The sequence below is a fragment of the Brucella oryzae genome (assembly GCF_041929965.1).
In the GTDB taxonomy this organism is placed as follows: Bacteria; Pseudomonadota; Alphaproteobacteria; order Rhizobiales; family Rhizobiaceae; genus Brucella; species Brucella oryzae.
The window spans coordinates 1-22,178 of record NZ_JBHEEO010000025.1; the positions used below are offsets into that span (position 1 = coordinate 1).

Sequence of the window (22,178 nt, forward strand, 5' to 3'; positions counted from 1 at the left end):
GCGGGGTGGAGCAGCCCGGTAGCTCGTCAGGCTCATAACCTGAAGGCCGCAGGTTCAAATCCTGCCCCCGCAACCAATTCCTACGCTACAGTATCCAACAATAGCTGCAAATCACGATCCAGTACGCCGGGGCACTCCTGTCACCGGCGCTAAATCCCCGGCGCAAGTGACCTGCTTCCCTTGTTGTCCGCGATTATAAGTTAGCTCTGTTCAGGTTTTGGTCGTTTGTGGGCCGGGTTGCAAACTCATAAGGGGGCAAGCCACCAAGGCTCGTATGCGGACGATTAAGGTTGTAGTCGCTTCTCCATTCTTCGATGATCTGGCGAGCGTGTTGATAGTTGATGAACAGATGTTCATTGAGGCACTCATCGCGCAAGCGCCCGTTGAATGATTCCACAAAACCATTTTGCATCGGTTTGCCGGGCGCAATGTAGTGCCATTCCACAGACCGGTCCTGCTGCCATTTCAAGATGGCATTTGAGGTCAGTTCCGTTCCATTGTCGCTGACAATCATGCATGGAAGTCCACGGCGTTCGGCGATCTTGTCCAACTCGCAGGCGACACGTTCACCAGAGAGCGAGTTATCGACCACAACGGCCAGACACTCCCTGCTGAAGTCGTCAATGACGCACATGATACGAAAGCGCCTGCCATCAACTAGGGCATCAGAGACGAAGTCCAAGCTCCAGCGTTGATTGGGGCTCTGCAGGACCCCATCGGCGCACGTGTCTCCCCAAGGCCCGTTTACGGCCGCCACGCTTGCGCACGGTGAGCCGTTCCTCCTTGTAGAGCCGATAAAGCTTCTTCCAGTTCACATCGAAGCCTTCCCGTTTCAGAAGGATATGCAGACGGCGATAGCCGAAGCGACGGCGTTCACTTGCCAGTTCGCGCAGCCTGGACCGTACGACATCATCTTCACCACGGGTCGAACGATAGCGATAGACGCGAGGATCGATCCCCGCCAGATCGCAGGCCCGGCGTTGTGAATAGCTTCTGTCTTCCATAGCCTAGCTCACGGCGTTTCTCCTTAATCCGGCTTCAGAAGTTTTTTCCAAGCATCCCCTTCAGAGTCGATACGTCCAACATCGCGTCAGCCATAAGACGCTTCAATTTGGCATTCTCGTCTTCAAGAGACTTCAGGCGCTTGGCATCGGACACCTCCATGCCGCCATACTTCGAGCGCCACTTGTAAAACGTCGCATCACTGACGCCGTGCTTTCAGCACAGCTCAACGGCCGACATCCCAACCTGATGCTCCTTCAATATTCCGATGATCTGTTCTTCGCTGAAGCGGGATCGTTTCATGTTCTGTCTCCTTTTCCGGAGAACAGACCAACCAAATTGCGAGGACATTTCAGGGGAGCAGGTCACGAGGCATTGAAGAATGACCTGAAAAGGAAAGGGTCCTTGGTCTTGGTTTTGCGCCATTCAGACGCAGTTTTGAAGAGAAGATTAGGCTTTGCGATGACTTTGCTCAGGTCAATGAGTAGATGTCCTCTCGAGGCTGCTTGAGCCGCAAAGGCTTCGAAGGGAATCGCTTCTTTTGTTGAGGCACCGTTCTGCAGAGCCTTCAAACGCTTTTCGGCAGCGATATCAGCTTCACCATAAAGCCGGATTGCTTCGTTTCTTGAAGTTGTTCGGAGAGAGGATTTGATTTCACGGCGCTTATCTACGGCATTTCGCAGATGATTTGGAATTGCCCGTCTATAAAGATAGAAACCGTTATGCTCGTAAAGATACGGAATATCGGCAGAAACTTTTCTCAATGTACCTTTCCTTGTACCACCAGCTAAACCGCCAATGGGAAAACCAATTAAAATCAATAACTTAAAATATAAAAAGCCTGACTGACTGGAGCGGGCGAAGGGATTCGAACCCTCGACCCCAACCTTGGCAAGGTTGTGCTCTACCCCTGAGCTACACCCGCTCGCGCCAGTCATTTTCGTCAGGCAGGCGCTATATGAACTAACGCCTCGGAGATTGCAACAGGGAAATTACAGGAAAATACCATTTCAGCGAAATTAGCTGCCGGTTAAATTATAACTATCTGTAAATATTATATTTTTCATGTTCATGGTTGCGTTCTTAGCTGCGATTTTTCGTCAAAACAAGAAAAACGAGCCTTCACGGATAATGGAATCTGTCGTCAGAGGCGCGAGTCAGGCTGCTGTATTATGTGCGAACAATCCAATTTGTTTTGCATGGTTTCTAAGCCTGCATCCATGGTCTATAAGCGCTGTTGCAAGTCGTCGAAGCGTGAGGAGCGTGATGACATGCGCAACATATTCAATGCTGAACAGAATGGGGTGGAATCATGCCTTTGTCGCCGAGCGAACTTCAAGACTATCTTCATAAACTCGGTATCGAAGTGAAAACTGTCGAACATCCTCCCTTGTTCACGGTCGCGGATTCCCAAAGCCTTCGTGGTGAAATCCCGGGTGGCCATACGAAAAATCTCTTCCTGAAAGACAAGAAAGACAATTTCTTTCTCGTGACGGTCGAAGAAGATGCCGTAGTTGATCTGAAGTCGATTCATCAGCTGATCGGTGCGGCAAGCCGTGTTTCGTTCGGCAAGCCTGAAAAGCTGATGGAATATCTCGGTGTGATCCCCGGCTCGGTCACCGTGTTTGGTGCGGTCAACGATACCGCTCATAATGTGCAGGTCATTCTCGATGCCGATCTGATGAAATATGACGTCATCAACGGCCATCCACTGACCAATGAAGCCACAACTTCAATCAAGCGCGAAGACCTTGTCGCTTTTCTCAAGTCCACCGGACATGACCCTCGTATTCTAGCCGTTTCCGAGGGTGCGAAGGCGGACGCTTCGGTATAAACTGATTTTCGAAATGGGCGGTCTGGCTACGCACAGCAATTGCCGATTGAAGTGAGAAGCGGGAGCGCTAAGTTACAGCGCAACTCGCTGAATCGACCGTCTTGAAATTGGCTTTCGAAGATACGAACTGAAAGAACGACACCGGCTTGCATGCGGACCGTCGCATCAGTCGGAAAATACGAAGGAATTTCTTATGAGCAGCCAGAACAATCCTTATGCCGGCGCAGGTGGTCAGATGACGGCAAATGTCTCTTTCGGTTCGGCGCCAGCGGCAGCCGGGGGCGCGGATCTCGTCAAGGACACGACGACGGCAAGTTTCCAGGCGGATGTCATTACCGAATCCCGCAATCAGCCGGTGCTGGTGGATTTCTGGGCGCCTTGGTGCGGACCTTGCAAGCAGCTCACACCGATCATTGAAAAGGCCGTGCGGGACGCTGGTGGCGCTGTCAAACTGGTCAAGATGAATATCGACGATCATCCGGCTATCGCTGGTCAGCTTGGAATTCAGTCCATTCCGGCGGTCATCGCTTTCGTCAACGGTCAGCCGGTCGATGGTTTCATGGGCGCTGTACCGGAATCGAAAGTGAAGGAATTTATCGCCAAGATTGGCGGGCCGAGCGATGCGGAAGCGGCACTTGCAGAAGCAATCACTGCTGCGAATGAGTTGGTTGAAGCTGGTGATTTCGTTCAGGCATCGGAGATTTTCTCGTCCATCCTTCAGGCAGTTCCGGATAATGTCGATGCGATTGTCGGTCTTGCGACCTGCCTTCTGGAATCCGGTGATGCGGAAAAGGCGCAGGAAATTCTGGCCCAGCTTCCGGCTGACAAGCAGAATGCGCCAGCCGTTCGAGCGCTTGAAGCGCGTCTTGCACTGGCTGATCAGGTCAAGCTCATTGGTGACCCGGTCGAACTGGAAAAGCGAATTCAGGCCGATCCGAAGGATTATCAAGCCCGTTTCGACCTCGCGCAGGTGCGTAATGCGCAGGGACGGCGTGAAGATGCGGCCAATGAGCTGCTTTTCATCATGAAAGCTGACCGCGAGTGGAATGACGACGGCGCGCGCAAGCAGCTGCTTCAGTTTTTCGAGGCATGGGGCAATGCCGATCCGGCGACACTGGGTGCGCGGCGCAAGCTGTCGTCGCTTCTGTTTTCCTGATCGGGAGCATGGCGGGCAAATTGTGCTTTGCGCGCCATGCGAATTCCAACCGGTAGGGCGAATTTTTCGTGAGCCCTAATGCATGTCTCCCAAAAGTGGAAACCGGTTTGGGGATAAAGACATGCATGAAAACAAAAGCTTAAAGCATGTCGTAAGAGTACGATAAAACGCGACACGCTTTTGAGGAGGTTGCAATGCAGGTGGGCAATGCTCGTTATAGAACGGGCGCCGATATACCCGAGACCGTGCCGGTTTTTCCATTGAAAGGGGCGCTGCTTCTGCCCGGCGGCCAACTGCCACTCAATATTTTTGAGCCACGTTATCTGGCGATGATCGAGAATGCCCTGGCAGGCAAACGCATTATCGGCATGATTCAGCCGAAAATCGATGGCGACGATGACGAAACGATCGATGAGTTGGATGAAAGTATTCGCCCCCAATTGAGCAATGTCGGCTGTCTTGGCCGTATCACGACTTTTGCCGAGACTGGTGATGGCCGCTTGCTGATCACCTTACAAGGCATCTGCCGTTTTCGTGTGCGCGAGGAGGTCAACTGCCGTCAGCCTTATCGGCAATGCCGGATTATGCCGTTTCTGGCCGATCTGGAGGATGCGAGGGATTCGTCAGAAATCGATCGAGACGCTTTGCTGGGTGCTTTCCGCGACTATCTGGAAGCCCACAATCTGGAAGCGGATTGGGATAGTATCGCACGCGCGAACAATGAAACTTTGGTCAATGCCCTTTCCATCATGTCGCCTTTCGGTCCGGCTGAAAAACAGGCCCTTCTGGAGGCGCCCGACTTGAAAACGCGTGCGGCAACTTTGATTGCCATTACCGAAATGGTATTGGCCAGAGTGAAGGACGACGATTTCGGATCGCGGCTGCAGTAAATTTCGGGAATAAGACAATGGACGACAAGACGGAAACCGGCAATATCGATGTTCGCCTGCTGGAACTTCTCGTATGCCCGCTTACAAAGGGCCCGTTGGAATATGATGCGGAACACGCCGAACTGATCTCGCGCAAGGCGAAGCTCGCTTATCCCGTTCGGGGCGGAATTCCTATAATGCTGCCGTCTGAAGCGCGCAGCTTGACAGAGTAAATATGGGTCCATTAGCAGATGACGGGAAACTTGAAACGCTGAACGGCACCCGTTCTATCTGCTGTTATATAATTTCTGCGCAAGCCCCTATCTTTTTCATAAGTTTCAGCCATGCGCATTATTGCTTGTCGGACAACAGGGCTCTATAACCCTCGCGGAACTTGAAAAAGGCAATATAGGAAAGCGCTTTGTCTATCCGTATTGTTCTTTAATAAACAGAGGCTTGGCATTATGGCATCCAGAAAACTCCTTCTCCTGCCCGGCGACGGCATCGGTCCAGAGGCGATGGCGGAAGTCCGCAAGATCATCGCTTTCCTCAACTCAGGCCTCAATCTCGGCTTTGAAACCGAAGAAGGCTTGGTTGGCGGCTGCGCTTACGACGCGCACGGTCAGGCGATTTCGGATGCCGATATGGAGAAGGCGCTGGCTGCCGATGCCACGCTGTTTGGTGCCGTCGGCGGTCCGAAGTGGGACGATGTGCCTTATGAAGTGCGCCCGGAAGCTGGCCTCCTGCGCTTGCGCAAGGACATGCAGCTTTATGCAAATTTACGTCCAGCCATCTGCTACCCGGCTCTGGCTCATTCTTCGTCGCTGAAGCCGGAAGTGATCGAGGGGCTCGACATCCTCATCCTGCGCGAGCTGACCGGCGGCGTCTATTTCGGTGAGCCGAAGGAAATCATCGACCTCGGCAATGGCCAGAAGCGCGGTATCGATACGCAGGTCTACGACACCTACGAAATCGAGCGCATCGCCGATGTTGCCTTCGAGCTGGCGCGTACACGCCGCAACAAGGTCACTTCGATGGAAAAGCGCAATGTGATGAAGTCGGGCGTCTTGTGGAATCAGGTCGTCACCGCACGCCATAAGGATAAGCATTCCGATGTGGAACTGGAGCATATGCTGGCCGATGCTGGCGGCATGCAGCTCGTGCGCTGGCCGAAACAGTTCGACGTTATCGTGACGGACAACCTGTTCGGCGACATGCTGTCGGACGTTGCTGCAATGCTGACCGGCTCGCTCGGCATGCTGCCGTCTGCTTCGCTCGGCGCGGTCGATTCCAAAACCGGCAAGCGCAAGGCGCTTTATGAACCGGTCCACGGTTCCGCGCCGGATATCGCTGGCAAGGGCGTTGCCAATCCGATTGCAATGATCGCGTCGCTTGCCATGTGCCTGCGATATTCGTTCAACCTCGTGGAAGAAGCGGATCGTCTGGAAGCAGCGATTGCACAGGTTCTCGATGACGGTCTGCGTACTGCCGACATCTGGTCGGAAGGCAAGACCAAGGTTGGCACTGTCGAAATGGGCGACGCGATCCTCGACAAGTTCTCGAAGCTCTCCGCGGAATAAGCGCGACAAGTTCGTTTGAATGAGAGCCCGCCATGCGTTTTGCATGGCGGGCTTTTCTTTTTTGAATAAGTGCCCGATTTGAGGCTGTAAATTCATGCTCTGCTGCATAAGAATAGCGGCATGTTGTTCACGCTCCCAGATCAAAACAAACTCTACGACGCACTTGTCGCCCGCGATGCCGCTTATGAGGGTAGGGCCTATGTCGGTGTTGTCTCAACCGGAATTTTCTGCCGCCTGACCTGTCCGGCGCGGAAACCGAAACAGGAAAACTGCCGCTTTTTCGCATCGGTTGCCGAATGCATGGCCGATGGTTTTCGGCCCTGCAAAAGATGTCATCCACTACAGCCGGCTGCCGAGGCAGAGCCTTCCATCAAGAAGCTTCTCGATGCGCTCGAAGCGGATCCCGAACGGCGCTGGAGCGAAGAAGATGTTGCCCGGATGGGGCTTGATCCCTCGACCGTCCGTCGCAGTTTCCACCGTCACTTTGGAATGACATTCCTGGAAATGGCGCGGCAGGAGCGCCTGCGGCATGGGTTTCAGGCGCTTGCCGATGGCGGACGCGTGATTGATGCGCAGCTTGATGCGGGTTTTGAATCCCCGGAAGCTTTCCGCGGTGCCTTTGCGCGTATACTTGGACTTCCGCCGGGCAAATTGCGCGGCGATGGTTTGCTGCGTGCCGACTGGATCAAGACTCCGCTTGGCACGATGATTGCGATCTGCGATGCGCGAAGCCTGCATCTTCTCGAATTTGCTGATCGCAAGGCACTGTCTGCCGAATTGAAGAAGCTTTATGCCACCTGCCGCGGTGATCTGGGGATCGGACGTTTCAATACACATGATATTGTCGAGCAGCAGTTGAATAGGTTCTTCGACGGCAAATCTCCGACGTTCGACTTGCCTCTGGTGCTGCATGGCAGTGCTTTTACGCAAGGTGTCTGGCGCGAGCTTCAGAAAATCCGGGCAGGGGAAACGCGTAGTTACAGCGAACTGGCGCAGGCTATGGAAAAGCCGCTTGCCGTGCGCGCAGTTGCGAGGGCCAATGGCGCGAACCAGATAGCCATCATCATTCCCTGCCATCGTGTGATCGGTGCGGACGGATCACTGACCGGCTATGGTGGCGGTCTCTGGCGCAAACAGAAGCTGATTGAAATCGAAGCGCAATATCGTAGATAAATCATCAAAAGAATATGAAAAACGCCGCCCATCGGGCGGCGTTTTCTCGTTTTAGGCGTGTTGACTAGTCGAGCTTGTGCAGGTCGACGCCCTTGGTTTCCTTGACGAAGATCATGCCGATCACAAAGGTGATGGAGGCGATGATGATCGGATACCAGAGGCCGTAATAGATGTCGCCCTTGGCGGCGCTCAGTGCGAACACGCCGGCCGGAAGCAGGCCGCCGAACCAGCCGTTGCCGATATGATATGGCAGCGACATACCGGTGTAGCGGATGCGCGTCGGGAACATCTCGACAAGGATTGCGGCAATCGGGCCGTACACCATCGTCACGTAGATGACGAGGACGGTCAGGATGGCGATTGTCAGCACCCAGTTCACCTGCGCAGGGTCGGCTACCATCTTGAATGCACCGGCATTCGGGATGGTGTAGACGGCCTGCTCGGCGCTGACGCCAAGGCCGTCGGCTTCGGTCTGGGTCAGAAGCTTCTGCTTCACCAGATCGGCAGCTGGAACCATAGTCTTGTCTCCGCCGCGGATGGCTTCGGCATTCAGCTGAAGTTCCGGATTGGCGGCGACGAATGCGTCAAGCTTGCTGTCTGGCACTTTTGCAGGATCGCGAACCAGCGGGAAGCCGGCCTTCTGCAAGGCAAGGTTCACGTCATGAGACAGTGCCGACTGCTTGGCCGTAGCGTCAGCTCCAGCCTGAACAGCGTCGTAAGACGTGATCGTGCTGTCACCGATCGTGACGGTCGCAGCAGTGCCAGCCGCCGCCGTCTGCAGGATTTCGTACGGCACCGAGGTTTTTGCAAGGAAGCTTGTCGCGACATCGCAAGAGGTGGTGAACTTGGACGTGCCGGTGGCGTTGAACTGGAAGTTACAATCGCCAGGTGCAGCCGTAACAGTTGCCTTGATGGTCTGTTCAGCCTGAGCCAGCGCCGGGTTCGCAGCATTGGTCAGCGCTTTGAACAGCGGGAAATAAGTCACTGCAGCGAGCAGAAGGCCTGCCATGATGATGGGCTTGCGCCCGATCTTGTCCGACAGCCAGCCCCAGAAAACGAAGAAGCCGGTGCCGATCAGAAGGGCAATGGCGACCATGATGTTTGCTGACTGATTTTCAACCTTCAGAACGTTCTGGAGGAAGAAAAGAGCGTAGAACTGACCGCAATACCAGACGACGGCCTGACCGGCAGTGAGACCAAAAAGGGCGATAAGGGCGATTTTTGCGTTCTTCCACTGACCGAAAGCCTCGGACAGCGGGGCCTTGGAGGTCTTGCCTTCTTCCTTCATACGCTTGAATGCAGGCGACTCGCTCATCTGCATACGGATCCAGACGGAGATTCCGAGCAGGACGATGGAGACGAGGAACGGAATGCGCCAGCCCCAGGCAGCGAAGGCCTCTTTGCTCATTATGCTCTGGATGCCGAGGATAATCAGCAGCGACAGGAACAGGCCCAGCGTTGCCGTGGTCTGAATCCATGACGTGAAGAAACCGCGACGATTGTTCGGTGCATGTTCCGCAACATAGGTTGCCGCACCACCATATTCACCACCCAGCGCGAGCCCCTGCAGCATGCGCAGGGCGATCAGGATGATCGGAGCAAAAATGCCGAGCGTGGCCGAGCCGGGCAGAACACCCACGAGGAATGTGGACGCGCCCATGATGACGATGGTAACAAGGAATGTGTACTTGCGGCCGACGAGATCGCCAATGCGCCCGAAGACGAGGGCGCCGAACGGACGGACGAGGAAGCCTGCCGCGAAAGCGAGCAGAACGAAGATGTTTCGGGTTGCTTCTGGATATTCGTTGAAGAAGGCCGCGCCGATGAAGGCTGCAAGCGTTCCATAGAGATAAAAGTCGTACCATTCGAAGACGGTACCAAGCGATGACGCGAAGATCACTTTGCGTTCTTCGCTCGTCATTTTCTGCGTGCCGACATCGGCACTTGACGAGACTGCCATTAATCTGTCCTCCCAAACAGAGCCCTGACGGGCAAATATAAGACGATCCTTCTTCACCGGGTAAATGAAGTTCGTCTGTTGCGTCGGGAACAGTTCCTCTCAACTGTCCGGACGCTCTCCTCACACTTGCATGATGAACCGAAAAAGGGGATTCGTGCAGTAGTCTTTAGTATGAGACAGAACTGACGGCTTGAAATACTACGGAAAAATAATAAAGCGCATCCCGAAAAGTGTGAAACGCCTACGCAGAGAAATCAGTCCACTGAACCGATTTCTGGTCCTGCTTCGATCGGATAAAATGCGCGTGAACAGCCAATGATTAGAGCGCCGATTTGATTCAATCAGATCGAAATGTGCCTTAGATGTTTGGTCCCAGCATGTGATGGTACGGATTGACGATAAAGGCCTCAGGCTTTGAGTTGTTTGGCAAAGTTGTATGCAGTCAGCCAATCACGCCCATGCTGGCGCATTTCATTGATCGAGCTGTAGCGAAAGGATTTGACAGTCGCTTCCTTGATCGTCCGCATCCTCTCGGCCTGGCCGTTGGTCCACGGATGATATGGTTTTGTCAGTCGATGCTTAATGGCGTTTTCAAGCGCTATTCGCCCGAAGATGTGTGGGAAAGTGAGGTTTGTACCTTGCTCTCGCTGAACAAAATGCACGCCATTGTCCATCAAGATCGTATGAATCCTGTAAGGCATGGTTTTGATCAATGACTTGAGGAACCCGGCGGCGGCCAGTTTGGTGACCTTGCGATAGATTCGTGCGAACACCAGCTTCGCTTGTCCGATCGACCGCAACAAAGAGGAAGCCTTTGCCGCCCTCATAGCGGAGCTCGGCAATGTCAATGTGGAAGTAGCCAATCTTGTAGTCTTTGAACTTCCTGGGCTTTTCCCGGTCGCCTTTCGGCAGACGAGAGATATCGTGGCGTTGCAGGCACCGGTGCAGCGAAGAACGGGTCAAATGCGGGATGACATCCTTGAGCGCAATGTAGACATCGTCGAGCGGTAACCGTGCCTGAACCCGCAGCACTATGATCGCAGCCTCTTCAACAGGCATCAGAACCGTACTGCGGCGCGCTTTCGGACCCATTGGCATATCTTCGACTAAACGCCCCTTGCGCCACTTCAGGACCGTTTTCTCGTTGATCCCGAACCGCTCGGCAAGTTGCGCGACCGAAGCTTTCGATCGCTGTAGTTCTGCTCGGATGGCGTGCGTGGTCTTGGCGCTGCCGTGGAGAACTTGGCCATAGCTCCCTTTGCTGTGTCGGTGACAATTCATACCATCATATGCTGGGGCCAAACATCGATCACAACGAAACCCGATCATGGCACGGTTGGCATCGCCATGTCTCCCTCGTCATGCTCGCCTTTGCCATGATGGCGGTGATCCGGTGCCGTGCCAATAACGTCACCCCGAAAAAGACCCTGGATGCCGGCAATCACGATTTGATCCGGTGGTCTGTTCAGGAAATTCGACGCATGGCGGCGCGCGCATAAGGCTACTGCCAGGAAGGCACACATCAAAACAAAAGCGCAACTGTAATGCTAGGCGGCCTGATCCTTCGCAATGATCGGATCGGGCCGCGCCAGTTCCGCGTTGAGCCGATCTGCCAGTTCGAAGAAGCGCCTCCGCACCTGCGGCGCGTAGGGATTGGCATGTTCGATGGCCTGAAACACTTCCGGCGCATCGTGGCGAACCATGCCGACCGCCTGCATCAGAAGTTCGAAGCTCTTCGTTGTCATCCGGGTTGGTAACGGCTCCATCTGCACCAGAACCCTGGCGATCAGATGTGTCAGTCCCTGAACCATTGCCACCTCGCGGTCATGGTCTTCCGGCGTCGTTATGATGACATCGAGCGCCAGATGCTTTTTGAGAAAGGCTGCAACGCGGTGGAACCGCGTGCCCCGCACTGGGCAGACGGCGATTTTCAGACCGGCAATGCCCTCGCGCGCGCTTTGCGGCCCGAAAAGTGGATGGGTGGCGACAATATCGACATAAGCGGGCAGGCCGCGCCGCATGATATCGGCAGGCCCGACCTTGACCGAACCGACATCCAGAACAAGCGCGCCGGGGCGCAAATGCGGCGCGATCGCCTCCACCACGCGGTCAAGCGTTGCAACCGGCGTTGCGAGGATGACGATCTCGCAGAGGGCGACCTCTTCCACCGAGGTCAGGGTGACGCCTTTGATCTGCGCCGCCTGTTCAAGGTTTGCGGCAGAATCGTAAGCATAGAACTGGAAATACGGGTTCAGGTGACGGACGATAAGCTGCCCGAATGCGCCAAAGCCGATAATGCCAATTTTCATATGCTGATTGTTGTCGCGAGACATGGACTGACCTCTTTAGGGCCGCATGGCCAGAGGCGCTGTCCTTGAAACTCAACCGCTGGCAATGCAGCGGTTGAACTATGACAAAGCAAACCCGCCGCTATATGAGCGGGGCGTAATAAGACCGGGTGCTGATGAGTGCTTTGTCCATGTGGCTTAGCTATGCCTGCTTTCGGTCGATGTCAACCGCTTCCCTTCATGCGGATTGTAGCGCTTGCGGAAGGGGTGGCTTAACCTCGATCAGGCTTTATGCGACCGGGATTGGCAAAAACCATCCGTCTTTCGAGGTAGATCCTACGCCTATTCGAGAAGGCTTATGGCCTGATTGCCGGAATCTTTTCGTGGTCGCGATCAGGTAAGATCGGATTCGTAAACTTGGGGCAAAGCATTGAAGCGCCGCTCGCCTATGCAACAGGGCACGACGCTTCGAATTTTGAAGCTGCGCATCGTGCTTTGCTAGAAATCCACGCTGATTTTCGGGCCGATGCCGTAACGAGAAGAGCGGAGGGATACATGTCTTCAGAAAAGAACGGGCATTCGCCGCGCAGTCGTGCGCGACGGCATTTTCTGGGTCTCACAGCCGCCACTGCCGCCAAGGTCGCGGCGCTGGGTGTTTTTGCCTCAATCGTGTCGTCGCGTCCGTCACAGGCCCTTGGCACCAAATGGTGGCATGGCGGCCACGGCGGTGGTCATGGTGGCGGCGGCTCCAATTGCCTGTTGAAAGGCACGCTGATCGAAACACCGATGGGGCCGGTGGCGGTGGAGACATTGTCTGTCGGCGATCTCGTGACCACGGCCCGTGGCGAAACGCGTCCGGTCAAGTGGATCGGCTGGCAGAGCTATAGAAAAGGCGGTGTGGAGTGGAATGAGAGCGTGATGCCGATCCGCGTCAAACGCTTTGCCATCGACAGCAAAACCCCACATCGCGACCTTTATCTTTCGCCCAACCATGCGCTGTTTATCGATGGTGTGCTGATCCGTGTGAAGGATCTGGTCAATGGCCAGAGCATAATGCGCGTGTCGATGGACGTGGCTATCGACTATTACAATATCGTTCTCGACAGTCATGAAGCGGTAGTGGCGGAAGGCGCGGTTGTCGAAACCTATCTGATGCGCGGCGAGAACTATAAGAGCTTCACTAATTTTGCCGAATATCAGGAACTCTATCCGGATGAGGCCAGCATTAGCATGCAGCCCTGTGCGCCGCTCGTCGGTTATGAGGGCGCGCGCCAGCACATGCATGCATTATTGTGCATGAGCGGCATTCTTCCGCTGCGCGACGTGGTTGAGGAAACCTATCAGCGTCTGGCGGAAAAGGCCGGTGAGAGTGTAGCGTAGAACAGTGAATAGTGTACCGGGCGGTGGTAAGAAAAGGCGGGGTGCCGAAGGGTGCTCCGCCTTTCCATATGAGTAGGCTCAAGCAATGGCCTATATTCTGTCCATCAATGCATACCACGACAGGGCGAGAAACAGCAGCGGCGAGCGGAAGGTGCGACCGCCGGGGAAGGCTGGAATGCGCAGTTCCTCAAACAGTTTCAGCTTGTCGCGATTGCCTGCGAGGGTTTCCGCGTAGAGCTTGCCCATATAATTGGCCAGCATGACACCGTGACCGGAATAGCCACCTGCCGAAATGACACCGGGCATCACCTCGCGCACGAAAGGCTGACGCGGCATGGTGATGCCGACTGATCCGCCCCATGCATGGGTGATCTCGACATTGGCAAGCGCGGGATAGATTTCCGCGATCTGGCGACGGATATGCGTGCTGATCTCACGCGGATTGTCGGCGGTGTAGGCTTCGCGCCCGCCGAACAGCAGCCTGCCATCCTTTGAACGACGGAAATAACGCACCACGAAGCGGGAATCGTCAATGGATTCACCACCCGGAATAACCGTACTGTCGTCGCCAAGCGGCACCGTTGCGCCGATGAAAGAGCGGATCGGCATGACATGTGATGTGCTGACCGGCTCCAGCAGCCCGCCATAGGCCCCACCATAAGCATTGACCGCGATGAAGGCATTTTTCGCGACGATGGTTCCGCGATTGGTTTCGACCTCGACCCGCCCGCTTGCTGTGCTGATTTTGGTGGCTCTGGTGTCTTCAAACAGCTTTGCGCCCGCCGTATGAGCCGCCTTTGCGGTTCCGACGAGCAGTTTCAGCGGATGGATATGGCCGGTGCCTGCATCATAGACGCCGCCATGATAGCGTTCGGAACCGAGCAGGCGCGCCGTCTCCCCCCGATCGAGCAGACGCAGATGTGGATAGTTGAACCGGTTCGCCATCAGCTCGACATGGCGTTCATATGACTTCAGATAGCGCGGCTTGTGCACGACCGAAATCTGGCCGGGCATATATTCCATGTCGATGCCATGTTCATCGGCAAAGGCAAGGAGAAAGGCCTTGGCCTCTTCCGCTACGTCGAACAGGGCCTTGGCGCGCTCGAAGCCATATTCGGCTTCGAGGTCTTCGGCCCATGTTCGCTGGCCGGTGCCGAACTGGCCGCCATTGCGCCCGGACGCTCCATCACCGAACCGAGCGCCGTCGATCAGTGTGACATCCACGCCCTGTCTCGCCAGATGATACGCTGCCGAAAGCCCCGTATATCCGCCGCCAATGACAACGACATCCGCCTGCCGCGATCCATCCATCTCGGGATATTGCGGTCGGTCGGGAACGGTCGCCTCGTACCAGGAATAGCCGGGCGAGATTGGGGACTGGTGGGGCATTGGCGGCTCCGGGTGGTTAGGGCAGTAAGGCAGTAGGGCAATAAGGCATTATGTTATTGATCGGAGAGTTTCCGGATCAGAAGTCTGAGAAGTTTGCCTATACTTTCGCTTTTCACCAACATTGAATTGATTGTTTCGCTCTGCATGAAACCAAGCCTTTCGGCGATGAGGAGATGCGTTTCCATTTCCTTGAGAGAGCCTTGGGCAATGCGCAGGAATTGCTGGTAGGAGCCGCGATTTTCTCGCCCAAAGCCTTCAGCTATATTCGCTGGAACAGAAACGGCAGCACGCCGAACCTGACTTGTCAGACCGTAGATTTCTTCCTTGGGCCAGCAATCGGTCACCTTGTAAATTGAGGTGACCATTTCCATCGCTTGCTGCCAAACAAGAAGATCACGATACGAATTGACTGCCATGATCCCCCGTTTAGCTTTTCCCTACTGCCCTACTGCCCTACTGCCCTACTGCCCTACTGCCCTACTGCCCTACTGCCCTAACTAAACATTGAGCAACAAAAACTCGCGTTCCCACGGGCTGATGACTTCCATGAAGGTTTCGAACTCGGCGCGTTTGATGGCGGCATAGGTCGTCATGAAGGAACTGCCGAACAGGTTGCGCAGTTCGGTGTCTTCCTCAAACAGTTCCACCGCGTCGATCAAGCCGCGGGGCAGCTCGACCTCTTTAGTGTTGACGCTTGTGGTTGCGGGCTGTTCCGGCTCGATCTTGTTCACAAGGCCGATCAGGCCGCAGGCCAAGGAAGCTGCAAGGGCAAGGTAGGGGTTGGCGTCAGAGGAGGGGATGCGGTTTTCCACGCGGCGCCCATTGGGGTCGGAGCGCGGCACGCGGAAAGCGGTGGTGCGGTTGTCGTAGCCCCATTTGACGTTGACGGGCGCGGAAGCGTCCGGCGTCAGGCGGCGGTAGGAGTTCACATAGGGCGCGAACATGACAAGCGCATTCGGAACATGACGCTGCATGCCGCCGATGAAATTGCGGAAAGCCTCGCTTTCGCTGCCATCCTCATTGGTGAAGATGTTGCGCCCGGTCTTCTTGTCGACGATGGACTGGTGGATATGCATCGCAGATCCCGGTTGCCCCTGAATGGGCTTGGCCATGAAGGTGGCATACATGTCGTGTTTCAGCGCCGCCTCGCGGATCGTGCGCTTGAACATGAAAACCTGATCGGCAAGTTCCACCGGGTCGCCATGGCGCAGGTTGATTTCAAGCTGGCCCGCGCCTTCTTCGTGGATCAGCGTGTCGATCTCCAGCCCCTGGCCCTCGGAGAAATGATAGATATCGTCGATCAGTTCGTCGAATTCGTTGACGCCTGCGATCGAATAGCCCTGACCGCCGCCAATGGCCCGGCCCGAACGGCCGACGGGCGGCGTCAGCGGATAATCCGGGTCGGGGTTCTTGCGCACCAGATAGAACTCGATTTCCGGCGCCACGACAGGCTTCAATCCGCGCTTGCCGTAGGCGGCGACGACATTGCGCAGTACATTGCGCGGGGTGAATTCCACCGCGCGCCCGTCCTGATAGACGAGATCACAGATAACCTGTGCCGTCGGGTCGGTTTCCCACGGAACAGCCGATAGCGTGGAAAGGTCGGGCAGCAGTCTCAGGTCGCCGTCGTCCTCCGGATAATGGAAGCCGTAACCGTCTTCCGGATAGGCTCCGGAAATCGTCGTCATGAACACTGCCGAAGGCAATGCCAGCGATGTATTGGAGGTGAACTTCTTCGACGGCATCATCTTGCCGCGGGCAACCCCCGCCTGATCGGGGGTAATGCATTCGATGTCTTCGATATCGCGCCAGGCAAGCCATTCGGTCGCCTGTTTCCAGTTCTTCACACCGCGAAGAGATTTGACATAGGCAGGCGTACGGCGACGCGGCGCACGCGTAACCTTCTTTTCCGTCGTATCAGCAGACATCCATCACCAGAAAATGATTTCGATATCGGCATGATAGCTGTGCTGGCCGTTAATGACAAATGGGTTGGCCAAGCTTTTGTGTGCGCCATCGCGAAAAGCGCACACAATTGAAGAGGGCGTATCAGAGGCCGAAATGGCCCTTGAGCGCGGGCACGTTCGTCACCAGCTGATCGATCAGCTGCGGGTCGTGGTCGCGCACGTAGTTGATGACTTGTCCGCCCGCCTCGGTGATCTGGTCGCTCGACAGGCCGCTGGCGCGAAGCGTGGCGGCGGCTTTCAGAAGCGCGCTCATCTTTTCGCCCGCTACATTGTCCATCAGGCCGGACAGCGCGCCCATGATGCCGCCGGTGCCTGTTGCAAGGACGTCATGGGCGTTTGCCAGTTGCTGCGCATCCGGCAGGAGCGCGAAAATCTTGCTGCCGATTTCCGGCGCGCTGTGCTGCAATACGGAAAACACCGAACCGGCGAGCTTTTCCGCAAGCTGCGGGTCAATGTTGATCCTGGTGGCAATATTGTCGATAAGCGATTGCACTGACATGAAACTTCCTGTTTTCCTTGCCCCCGCAAGGGGATGTTTTTGTAAGCAGTCCCGGACGCGTAGTCGCTCTGCGGGTTTGCTGTGCTGATGCACGGAGCAAGGTTTTGCCAGGATTGGGTGAATTTTTGATCAATATTGCGCGGGGATAGTGTTCGCGCGAGAGAAAGGTCTATAGGCGCTTTATTTCTACATCTGAAAAAAAACCCCGACTGGCGGGGCCAGCCGGGGAGGTCAGTTGAGGAAATCCGACCATAAAGCGAGTGGTATATCAAGTCCGTTTCATCGAATTTTGCGGACAATTACACGTTTGGACATTGTGTCGCTGCCGAAGGCAATGTGTGTGAACACGGCGACGGCGATTGTTGAGAGCATCATCACTTGTCGTGGGTGACGATGACCGGGATCAAGAGATCACCCCAGTTGCCGTCGCCGCCATGATGCCGGGCGGAGCGGACCAGTTCCACGGAAACGCCTGCCTCGACCGCCTTCATGACGGTGTAGTTGAGGCGATGCAGATCATTGGCGAGCATGCGGATAACGGTCTGCTGATCCGTGGTCATGCTTGACGATTGTTCTTCTGCTCTTTCCTTGACGCGTGCTGGCGAATTCATGGAACTGTTCCTCCTGTTTGGCGGCTGGCTGTTACTCAGCAGCCGGTCTGAACTGTGCTGTTTCAGTCGATTCCTTCATGGCGGTGGTCGAAGACTGTCCGCCGGTGATTGCGAGCGACACGGCATCGAAATAGCCGGTGCCGACTTCGCGCTGATGCTTGGTCGCGGTGTAGCCATTGGCTTCGGCTGCAAATTCCGCCTGTTGCAGTTCGGAATAGGCTGCCATCTGCCGGTTCTTGTAGCCGCGTGCCAGTTCGAACATGCCGAAGTTGAGCTGGTGGAAACCGGCCAGCGTGATGAACTGGAACTTGTAGCCCATCGCGCCCAGCTCACGCTGGAACTTGGCAATCGTGGCGTCGTCGAGGTTCTTCTTCCAGTTGAACGACGGCGAGCAATTATAGGCAAGCAGCTTGCCCGGATGCGCCTTGTGCACGGCTTCCGCGAAGCGGCGGGCCTGTTCGAGATCGGGCTTGGACGTTTCCATCCAGATCAGATCGCAATAGGGCGCATAGGCAATCGCACGGGCGATACATGGCTCGATGCCATTCTTCACCTGATAGAAGCCTTCAGCCGTGCGGCCTGCATCGTAATCGACGAAAGGTTTGTCGCGCTCGTCGATATCCGAGGTCAAAAGCTTGGCGGCTTCCGCATCCGTGCGGGCGATGACCAGCGTGGCCGTTCCCATGACGTCTGCTGCGAGGCGCGCCGCATTGAGGTTGCGGATATGCGCTGTCGTCGGGATCAGAACCTTGCCGCCGAGATGGCCGCACTTCTTTTCCGAAGCGAGCTGGTCTTCATAATGCACGCCAGCTGCACCTGCCTCGATGAAGGCTTTCATGATCTCGAAAGCGTTCAGCGGTCCGCCGAAGCCTGCTTCCGCATCGGCAACGATTGGGGCAAACCAGGTGTCGACCGATAGACCCTTGCCTTCGGCGGTTTCGATCTGGTCGGCACGCTGCAAGGTCTTATTGATGCGCTTGGCCAGTTCCGGGGCTGCATTGGCCGGATAAAGCGACTGGTCCGGATACATGGCCGACGCCGTGTTGGCATCCGCTGCAACCTGCCAGCCGGAGAGGTAGATTGCCTTCAAACCGGCGCGAACCATCTGCATGGCCTGATTGCCGGATAATGCGCCGAGCGCATTGACGAAATCTTCCTCGTGGATCAGCTTCCACAGGCGGTTTGCGCCCATTTCAGCCAGCGAATACTTGATCTCCACCGAACCGCGCAGCCTTTTTACATCTTCGGCCGTATGTGCACGCTGGATGCCGTCGAAGCGACCCTTTGGTGCCGAAGGAATAAGGCTGTAAAAATCTGTCATTTCGGTGTCTCCTCGTGTTGTAATCGGTATTTGTAGAGCAATTGGTGACCGCTCTTTCTGTGACCAGATTTACAATCGGTATGATTGAAGCGCCAGAAAAACCGGATAAATGGTCAGATAATTGAGGTAATGCTGTCGAAGTCTTGACTGATGGGCGATGTAAATTTGTAAATCTTGTCAAAGTCGAGCTTTGCGTCTATTTTGTCATGAATTGTAAAACGCATCATTGCGGGTTTGGGAGGACGGAATTGAGCGAACGCAAGATTTTTGCCGGGCCGCGCATCAGGCGCATTCGCAACGAGCGATCCCTGACGCAGACGGCCATGGCCGAAGCGCTTGGAATTTCCCCATCCTATCTCAATCTGATCGAGCGCAATCAGCGCCCGCTGACGGTACAGCTTTTGCTGAAACTTGCCAGCGTTTACAAGCTCGACCTCGACAGTCTTCAGGCCGAAAGCGGCTCCACGATCACGGGCCTGAAGGAAGTCTTCTCCGATCCACTTCTGACCGGCGAATTGCCGGGCGATCAGGAACTGGTCGAAATCGGTGAGGCTGCGCCCAATGCTGCCGTCGGCATTATGAAGCTTTACCGTGCCTATCGCGAGCAGCAGCAGCGCCTCTCCGATCTGTCGCAATTGCTGTCGCATGAGGGAAGCGGGGCAGAGCTTTCGGCGACGCGCCTGCCGCTGGATGAGGTGCGCGATGTGATGGCGCGGCGGGTCAACCATTATCCGCGCATCGAGGAAGAGGCAGAAAGTTTTTTCGCACTGTTGAAGCCGGATGGCGATCTGTCGACAGCCTTGAAGGATTGGCTGCGGCGTGAGCATGGCATTACGGTTCGCGCGCTGCCGGTTGCCACCATGCCCAACTGGCGCAGGCGGTATGACCGGCATTCACAGCGGCTGTTTGTTTCAGAGCGTCTGTCCCCCTTCGATCAGTTGCAGGAAATCGCCATGGAGGCGGCGCTGATCCGTATGCAGGTGGTGATTGGTGCTGAGACGGAAGGGCTGAAACTTTCGTCCAGTGAAGCCAATCGCATCGCGCGGTTCGAACTGGCGCGCTATGCCGCGCAGGCTTTGATGATGCCTTATCGCCAGTTTCGTGATGCAGCTGTACGGGCCCGTTATGATGTCGACGTATTGCGCACGCGGTTTGGGGTTTCGTTCCAGCAGGCGGCAAACCGGCTGACCACCTTGCAACGGCAGGGGGCAAGTGCGTTGCCTTTCTTTGTGATGGAAATCGATCATGCAGGCAATCGACTGCGCGTTGCAGGAGCCGAGGGTTTTCCGACCCGCTTCGGCGGTCAATGCCCCAAGCTGCCGGTCTATGCAGCCTTCGCGCAAGCGGGCCAAGTGCTGGCCGAGCCGGTGGAATTGCCGGACGGCTCTGCTTTCCTGACCATTGCCCGCACGCTGGAAGGGCCGCAGGGCGCATTCAATGAGCGCCCACGCAGGACAGCGCTGCTGCTTGGCTGTGCGCTGGAGGTGGGTGTTGAAACCGTCTATGGCGCCTCGCTTTCAAAGGCGGGCAATACGGAAATCGGCCCCGCCTGTCGCCTGTGCGAACGGCAGGGCTGCATCACTCGCGCCGAGCCGCCGCTGACACGCCCGCTCGGTCTGGACGAGATGGTGGCGGGGCTTTCTGCCTTCGATTTCCAATAGAGGCGCGCAGGGGCGCGATATTTCGGCTGTGATGGCCTGCAAATGGCGTGGTTTTTCGCTTCCGGTGCTCATGTACCCAAAAGTACATTCCGCTCCGGTTCTCAAACCCCACCATTTTCGGCTCAACACAGCCGAAATCTCATCGCCCCTCCAGCAGCGCTTAGGTTGCAATTTTTTATGTTCGTGATCGACGCAGGCGGTTGACGAAACCGGTGCAATCTAAAAAAGTGCAATCAAGGAATAGTATATCCAACCTGTACCTGTACCGAAAATGAGCGTGTAGAATGGAGCAAATAATGGGGATCAAATCCTTCCTTCTGGCAACGACCGTTGCGACGGGCTTCGTAGCGGCTGCCGCATTCTCCGCCAGTGCGCAGGAGCGGGTGGTCAATATCTATAACTGGTCGGATTATATCGACGATTCCATCCTCAAGGACTTCACCAAGGAGACCGGGATCAAGGTCGTCTACGACGTCTATGACTCCAACGAAATTCTGGAAACCAAGCTTCTGGCCGGCGGCAGCGGCTATGACGTTGTCGTGCCATCGGGCGAATTTCTTGGACGCCAGATTCCGGCAGGCGTGTTCCTGAAACTCGACAAGGACAAGCTGCCGAACCTCAAGAATATGTGGGATGAGATTTCGACCCGTGCGGCAACCTATGATCCGGGCAACGAATATTCCGTCAACTACATGTGGGGTACGACCGGCATCGGCTATAACAAGGCCAAGATCAAGGAAGCGCTCGGCACCGACACGATCGACTCCTGGGACGTGCTTTTCGACCCTGAAAAATCGGCAAAGCTGAAAGATTGCGGCATTTACCTGCTCGATTCAGCCAGCGAAATGTTGCGCCCGGCGCTGAACTATCTGGGTCTCGACCCGAATTCCCCGTCGCCCGACGACTTGCAGAAGGCGCAGGATCTCTATCTCAATATCCGCCCGAACATCCGCAAGTTCCACTCGTCTGAATATATCAATGCGCTCGCCAATGGCGATATCTGCATGGCTGTCGGCTATTCGGGCGATATTTTCCAGGCACGTGACCGCGCCGAAAAGGCAAAGCAGGGTGTCGAGATCGGCTATTCGATCCCGAAGGAAGGCGCGCTGATCTGGTTCGACCAGATGGCGATCCCGGCAGACGCCAAGCATGTCCCGGAAGCGCTTGAATTCATGAACTACATGATGCGCCCGGAAGTGGCGGCAAAGGCGTCGAACTTTGTGTTCTATGCCAATGGCAACAAGGCATCGCAGGAGTTCATCGACAAGGAAATTCTTGACGATCCGGAAATCTATCCGACCGAAGACGTCATGAAGAAGCTGTTCGTGCCGACGCCTTATGACACCAAGACCCAGCGCGTGGTCACCCGCGCCTGGACCAAGATCGTCACCGGCCAGTAAGAGCCAAATTACTATGGGACAGATATGTCCCGCCCGACATCGTGAAGAGCGGCCCACTGTGCAGACGGAGGGCCGTTCTGCGTCTTGT

At 55.7% G+C, this 22,178-nt stretch carries 18 protein-coding genes, 1 tRNA gene and 3 pseudogenes; 10 read left to right on the top strand and 12 right to left on the bottom strand.

Annotation, left to right across the window (positions count from 1 at the left end):
- Positions 1 to 193 precede the first annotated feature (193 nt).
- From JNC70_RS19455 to JNC70_RS19465, 3 genes and pseudogenes are all read right to left on the bottom strand, one after another.
- A pseudogene (locus JNC70_RS19455) lies at positions 194 to 1,305 on the bottom strand (IS3 family transposase).
- Between the two features lie 62 nt (positions 1,306 to 1,367).
- Positions 1,368 to 1,766, bottom strand: a complete 399-nt coding sequence (locus tag JNC70_RS19460; RefSeq protein ID WP_104757542.1) for a DUF6538 domain-containing protein — start codon at positions 1,764 to 1,766, stop codon at positions 1,368 to 1,370.
- 86 nt (positions 1,767 to 1,852) lie between these two features.
- Positions 1,853 to 1,927 (bottom strand) — tRNA-Gly (locus JNC70_RS19465).
- Positions 1,928 to 2,314: 387 nt separating this feature from the next.
- Here JNC70_RS19465 and JNC70_RS19470 point away from each other — a divergent pair.
- From JNC70_RS19470 to JNC70_RS19495, 6 genes are all read left to right on the top strand, one after another.
- A complete protein-coding gene (locus JNC70_RS19470; RefSeq protein WP_104757543.1) occupies positions 2,315 to 2,836 on the top strand; it encodes a prolyl-tRNA synthetase associated domain-containing protein in 522 nt (173 codons plus the stop codon).
- A gap of 193 nt (positions 2,837 to 3,029) precedes the next feature.
- Positions 3,030 to 3,992 carry a thioredoxin gene (gene trxA / locus JNC70_RS19475; protein WP_104757544.1) on the top strand — a complete coding sequence of 321 codons (963 nt, stop codon included), beginning with the start codon at positions 3,030 to 3,032 and terminating at the stop codon, positions 3,990 to 3,992.
- 194 nt (positions 3,993 to 4,186) lie between these two features.
- Positions 4,187 to 4,882 carry an LON peptidase substrate-binding domain-containing protein gene (locus tag JNC70_RS19480; protein ID WP_104757545.1) on the top strand — a complete coding sequence of 232 codons (696 nt, stop codon included), beginning with the start codon at positions 4,187 to 4,189 and terminating at the stop codon, positions 4,880 to 4,882.
- A gap of 17 nt (positions 4,883 to 4,899) precedes the next feature.
- The gene (locus JNC70_RS19485; RefSeq protein WP_061347729.1) at positions 4,900 to 5,094 is read left to right on the top strand and encodes a Trm112 family protein; all 195 of its coding nucleotides are present in this window, start codon (positions 4,900 to 4,902) and stop codon (positions 5,092 to 5,094) included.
- 231 nt (positions 5,095 to 5,325) lie between these two features.
- On the top strand, positions 5,326 to 6,441 hold the full coding sequence (leuB, locus tag JNC70_RS19490) for a 3-isopropylmalate dehydrogenase (protein ID WP_104757546.1): 1,116 nt from the start codon (positions 5,326 to 5,328) through the stop codon (positions 6,439 to 6,441).
- Between the two features lie 120 nt (positions 6,442 to 6,561).
- Positions 6,562 to 7,614, top strand: coding sequence for a bifunctional transcriptional activator/DNA repair enzyme AdaA (locus tag JNC70_RS19495; protein ID WP_104757547.1), 1,053 nt, complete (start codon positions 6,562 to 6,564; stop codon positions 7,612 to 7,614).
- Between the two features lie 64 nt (positions 7,615 to 7,678).
- Here JNC70_RS19495 and JNC70_RS19500 read toward each other — a convergent pair whose 3' ends face one another.
- Together JNC70_RS19500 and JNC70_RS19505 are read right to left on the bottom strand one after the other, a co-directional pair.
- Positions 7,679 to 9,574: an MFS transporter gene (locus tag JNC70_RS19500; protein ID WP_104757548.1), complete on the bottom strand. Its 1,896-nt coding sequence runs from the start codon at positions 9,572 to 9,574 to the stop codon at positions 7,679 to 7,681.
- Positions 9,575 to 9,932: 358 nt separating this feature from the next.
- A pseudogene (locus tag JNC70_RS19505) lies at positions 9,933 to 10,855 on the bottom strand (IS481 family transposase).
- Positions 10,856 to 10,878: 23 nt separating this feature from the next.
- Here JNC70_RS19505 and JNC70_RS19510 point away from each other — a divergent pair.
- Positions 10,879 to 11,026, top strand: a pseudogene (locus tag JNC70_RS19510) (IS701 family transposase); the annotation flags it as partial.
- 95 nt (positions 11,027 to 11,121) lie between these two features.
- On the opposite strand, the gene JNC70_RS19515 reads toward JNC70_RS19510, so the two are convergent.
- The gene (locus tag JNC70_RS19515) at positions 11,122 to 11,907 is read right to left on the bottom strand and encodes a prephenate dehydrogenase (protein ID WP_104757040.1); all 786 of its coding nucleotides are present in this window, start codon (positions 11,905 to 11,907) and stop codon (positions 11,122 to 11,124) included.
- A 510-nt stretch (positions 11,908 to 12,417) separates the two neighbouring features.
- Here JNC70_RS19515 and JNC70_RS19520 point away from each other — a divergent pair.
- Positions 12,418 to 13,242 (top strand): Hint domain-containing protein, encoded by an 825-nt coding sequence (locus JNC70_RS19520; protein WP_104757041.1) that lies wholly within the window; start codon positions 12,418 to 12,420, stop codon positions 13,240 to 13,242.
- 90 nt (positions 13,243 to 13,332) lie between these two features.
- Here the strand turns inward: JNC70_RS19520 and JNC70_RS19525 are convergent, their stop codons facing one another.
- The 6 genes from JNC70_RS19525 to aceA all read right to left on the bottom strand — a co-directional run bounded on the left by JNC70_RS19525 (position 13,333) and on the right by aceA (position 19,029).
- Positions 13,333 to 14,631 (bottom strand): NAD(P)/FAD-dependent oxidoreductase, encoded by a 1,299-nt coding sequence (locus JNC70_RS19525; protein WP_104757042.1) that lies wholly within the window; start codon positions 14,629 to 14,631, stop codon positions 13,333 to 13,335.
- Positions 14,632 to 14,684: 53 nt separating this feature from the next.
- On the bottom strand, positions 14,685 to 15,047 hold the full coding sequence (locus JNC70_RS19530; protein WP_104757043.1) for a four helix bundle protein: 363 nt from the start codon (positions 15,045 to 15,047) through the stop codon (positions 14,685 to 14,687).
- 81 nt (positions 15,048 to 15,128) lie between these two features.
- Positions 15,129 to 16,559 (bottom strand): glutamine synthetase family protein, encoded by a 1,431-nt coding sequence (locus JNC70_RS19535; RefSeq protein WP_104757327.1) that lies wholly within the window; start codon positions 16,557 to 16,559, stop codon positions 15,129 to 15,131.
- Between the two features lie 121 nt (positions 16,560 to 16,680).
- Positions 16,681 to 17,097, bottom strand: a complete 417-nt coding sequence (locus JNC70_RS19540; protein WP_104757328.1) for a hypothetical protein — start codon at positions 17,095 to 17,097, stop codon at positions 16,681 to 16,683.
- 374 nt (positions 17,098 to 17,471) lie between these two features.
- Positions 17,472 to 17,708: an SMc00767 family acetate metabolism repressor gene (locus tag JNC70_RS19545; protein ID WP_010659117.1), complete on the bottom strand. Its 237-nt coding sequence runs from the start codon at positions 17,706 to 17,708 to the stop codon at positions 17,472 to 17,474.
- Between the two features lie 31 nt (positions 17,709 to 17,739).
- Complete coding sequence (aceA, locus tag JNC70_RS19550; RefSeq protein WP_104757329.1) at positions 17,740 to 19,029, bottom strand: isocitrate lyase; 1,290 nt, start codon at positions 19,027 to 19,029, stop codon at positions 17,740 to 17,742.
- A 248-nt stretch (positions 19,030 to 19,277) separates the two neighbouring features.
- Between aceA and JNC70_RS19555 the strand changes: the two genes are divergently transcribed.
- Positions 19,278 to 20,690: a helix-turn-helix domain-containing protein gene (locus JNC70_RS19555; protein ID WP_104757330.1), complete on the top strand. Its 1,413-nt coding sequence runs from the start codon at positions 19,278 to 19,280 to the stop codon at positions 20,688 to 20,690.
- A 296-nt stretch (positions 20,691 to 20,986) separates the two neighbouring features.
- Complete coding sequence (locus JNC70_RS19560) at positions 20,987 to 22,090, top strand: polyamine ABC transporter substrate-binding protein (protein ID WP_104757331.1); 1,104 nt, start codon at positions 20,987 to 20,989, stop codon at positions 22,088 to 22,090.
- Positions 22,091 to 22,178: the final 88 nt, after the last annotated feature.

What these genes read in the sequence shown, in the direction of transcription:
- JNC70_RS19470 (WP_104757543.1), top strand. Translation starts at nt 2,315, where the DNA reads ATGCCTTTGTCGCCGAGCGAACTTCAAGACTATCTTCATAAACTCGGT.
- trxA (WP_104757544.1), top strand. Translation starts at nt 3,030, where the DNA reads ATGAGCAGCCAGAACAATCCTTATGCCGGCGCAGGTGGTCAGATGACG.
- JNC70_RS19480 (WP_104757545.1), top strand. Translation starts at nt 4,187, where the DNA reads ATGCAGGTGGGCAATGCTCGTTATAGAACGGGCGCCGATATACCCGAG.
- JNC70_RS19485 (WP_061347729.1), top strand. Translation starts at nt 4,900, where the DNA reads ATGGACGACAAGACGGAAACCGGCAATATCGATGTTCGCCTGCTGGAA.
- leuB (WP_104757546.1), top strand. Translation starts at nt 5,326, where the DNA reads ATGGCATCCAGAAAACTCCTTCTCCTGCCCGGCGACGGCATCGGTCCA.
- JNC70_RS19495 (WP_104757547.1), top strand. Translation starts at nt 6,562, where the DNA reads ATGTTGTTCACGCTCCCAGATCAAAACAAACTCTACGACGCACTTGTC.
- JNC70_RS19500 (WP_104757548.1), bottom strand. Translation starts at nt 9,574, where the DNA reads ATGGCAGTCTCGTCAAGTGCCGATGTCGGCACGCAGAAAATGACGAGC.
- JNC70_RS19515 (WP_104757040.1), bottom strand. Translation starts at nt 11,907, where the DNA reads ATGTCTCGCGACAACAATCAGCATATGAAAATTGGCATTATCGGCTTT.
- JNC70_RS19520 (WP_104757041.1), top strand. Translation starts at nt 12,418, where the DNA reads ATGTCTTCAGAAAAGAACGGGCATTCGCCGCGCAGTCGTGCGCGACGG.
- JNC70_RS19525 (WP_104757042.1), bottom strand. Translation starts at nt 14,631, where the DNA reads ATGCCCCACCAGTCCCCAATCTCGCCCGGCTATTCCTGGTACGAGGCG.
- JNC70_RS19530 (WP_104757043.1), bottom strand. Translation starts at nt 15,047, where the DNA reads ATGGCAGTCAATTCGTATCGTGATCTTCTTGTTTGGCAGCAAGCGATG.
- JNC70_RS19535 (WP_104757327.1), bottom strand. Translation starts at nt 16,559, where the DNA reads ATGTCTGCTGATACGACGGAAAAGAAGGTTACGCGTGCGCCGCGTCGC.
- JNC70_RS19540 (WP_104757328.1), bottom strand. Translation starts at nt 17,097, where the DNA reads ATGTCAGTGCAATCGCTTATCGACAATATTGCCACCAGGATCAACATT.
- JNC70_RS19545 (WP_010659117.1), bottom strand. Translation starts at nt 17,708, where the DNA reads ATGAATTCGCCAGCACGCGTCAAGGAAAGAGCAGAAGAACAATCGTCA.
- aceA (WP_104757329.1), bottom strand. Translation starts at nt 19,029, where the DNA reads ATGACAGATTTTTACAGCCTTATTCCTTCGGCACCAAAGGGTCGCTTC.
- JNC70_RS19560 (WP_104757331.1), top strand. Translation starts at nt 20,987, where the DNA reads ATGGGGATCAAATCCTTCCTTCTGGCAACGACCGTTGCGACGGGCTTC.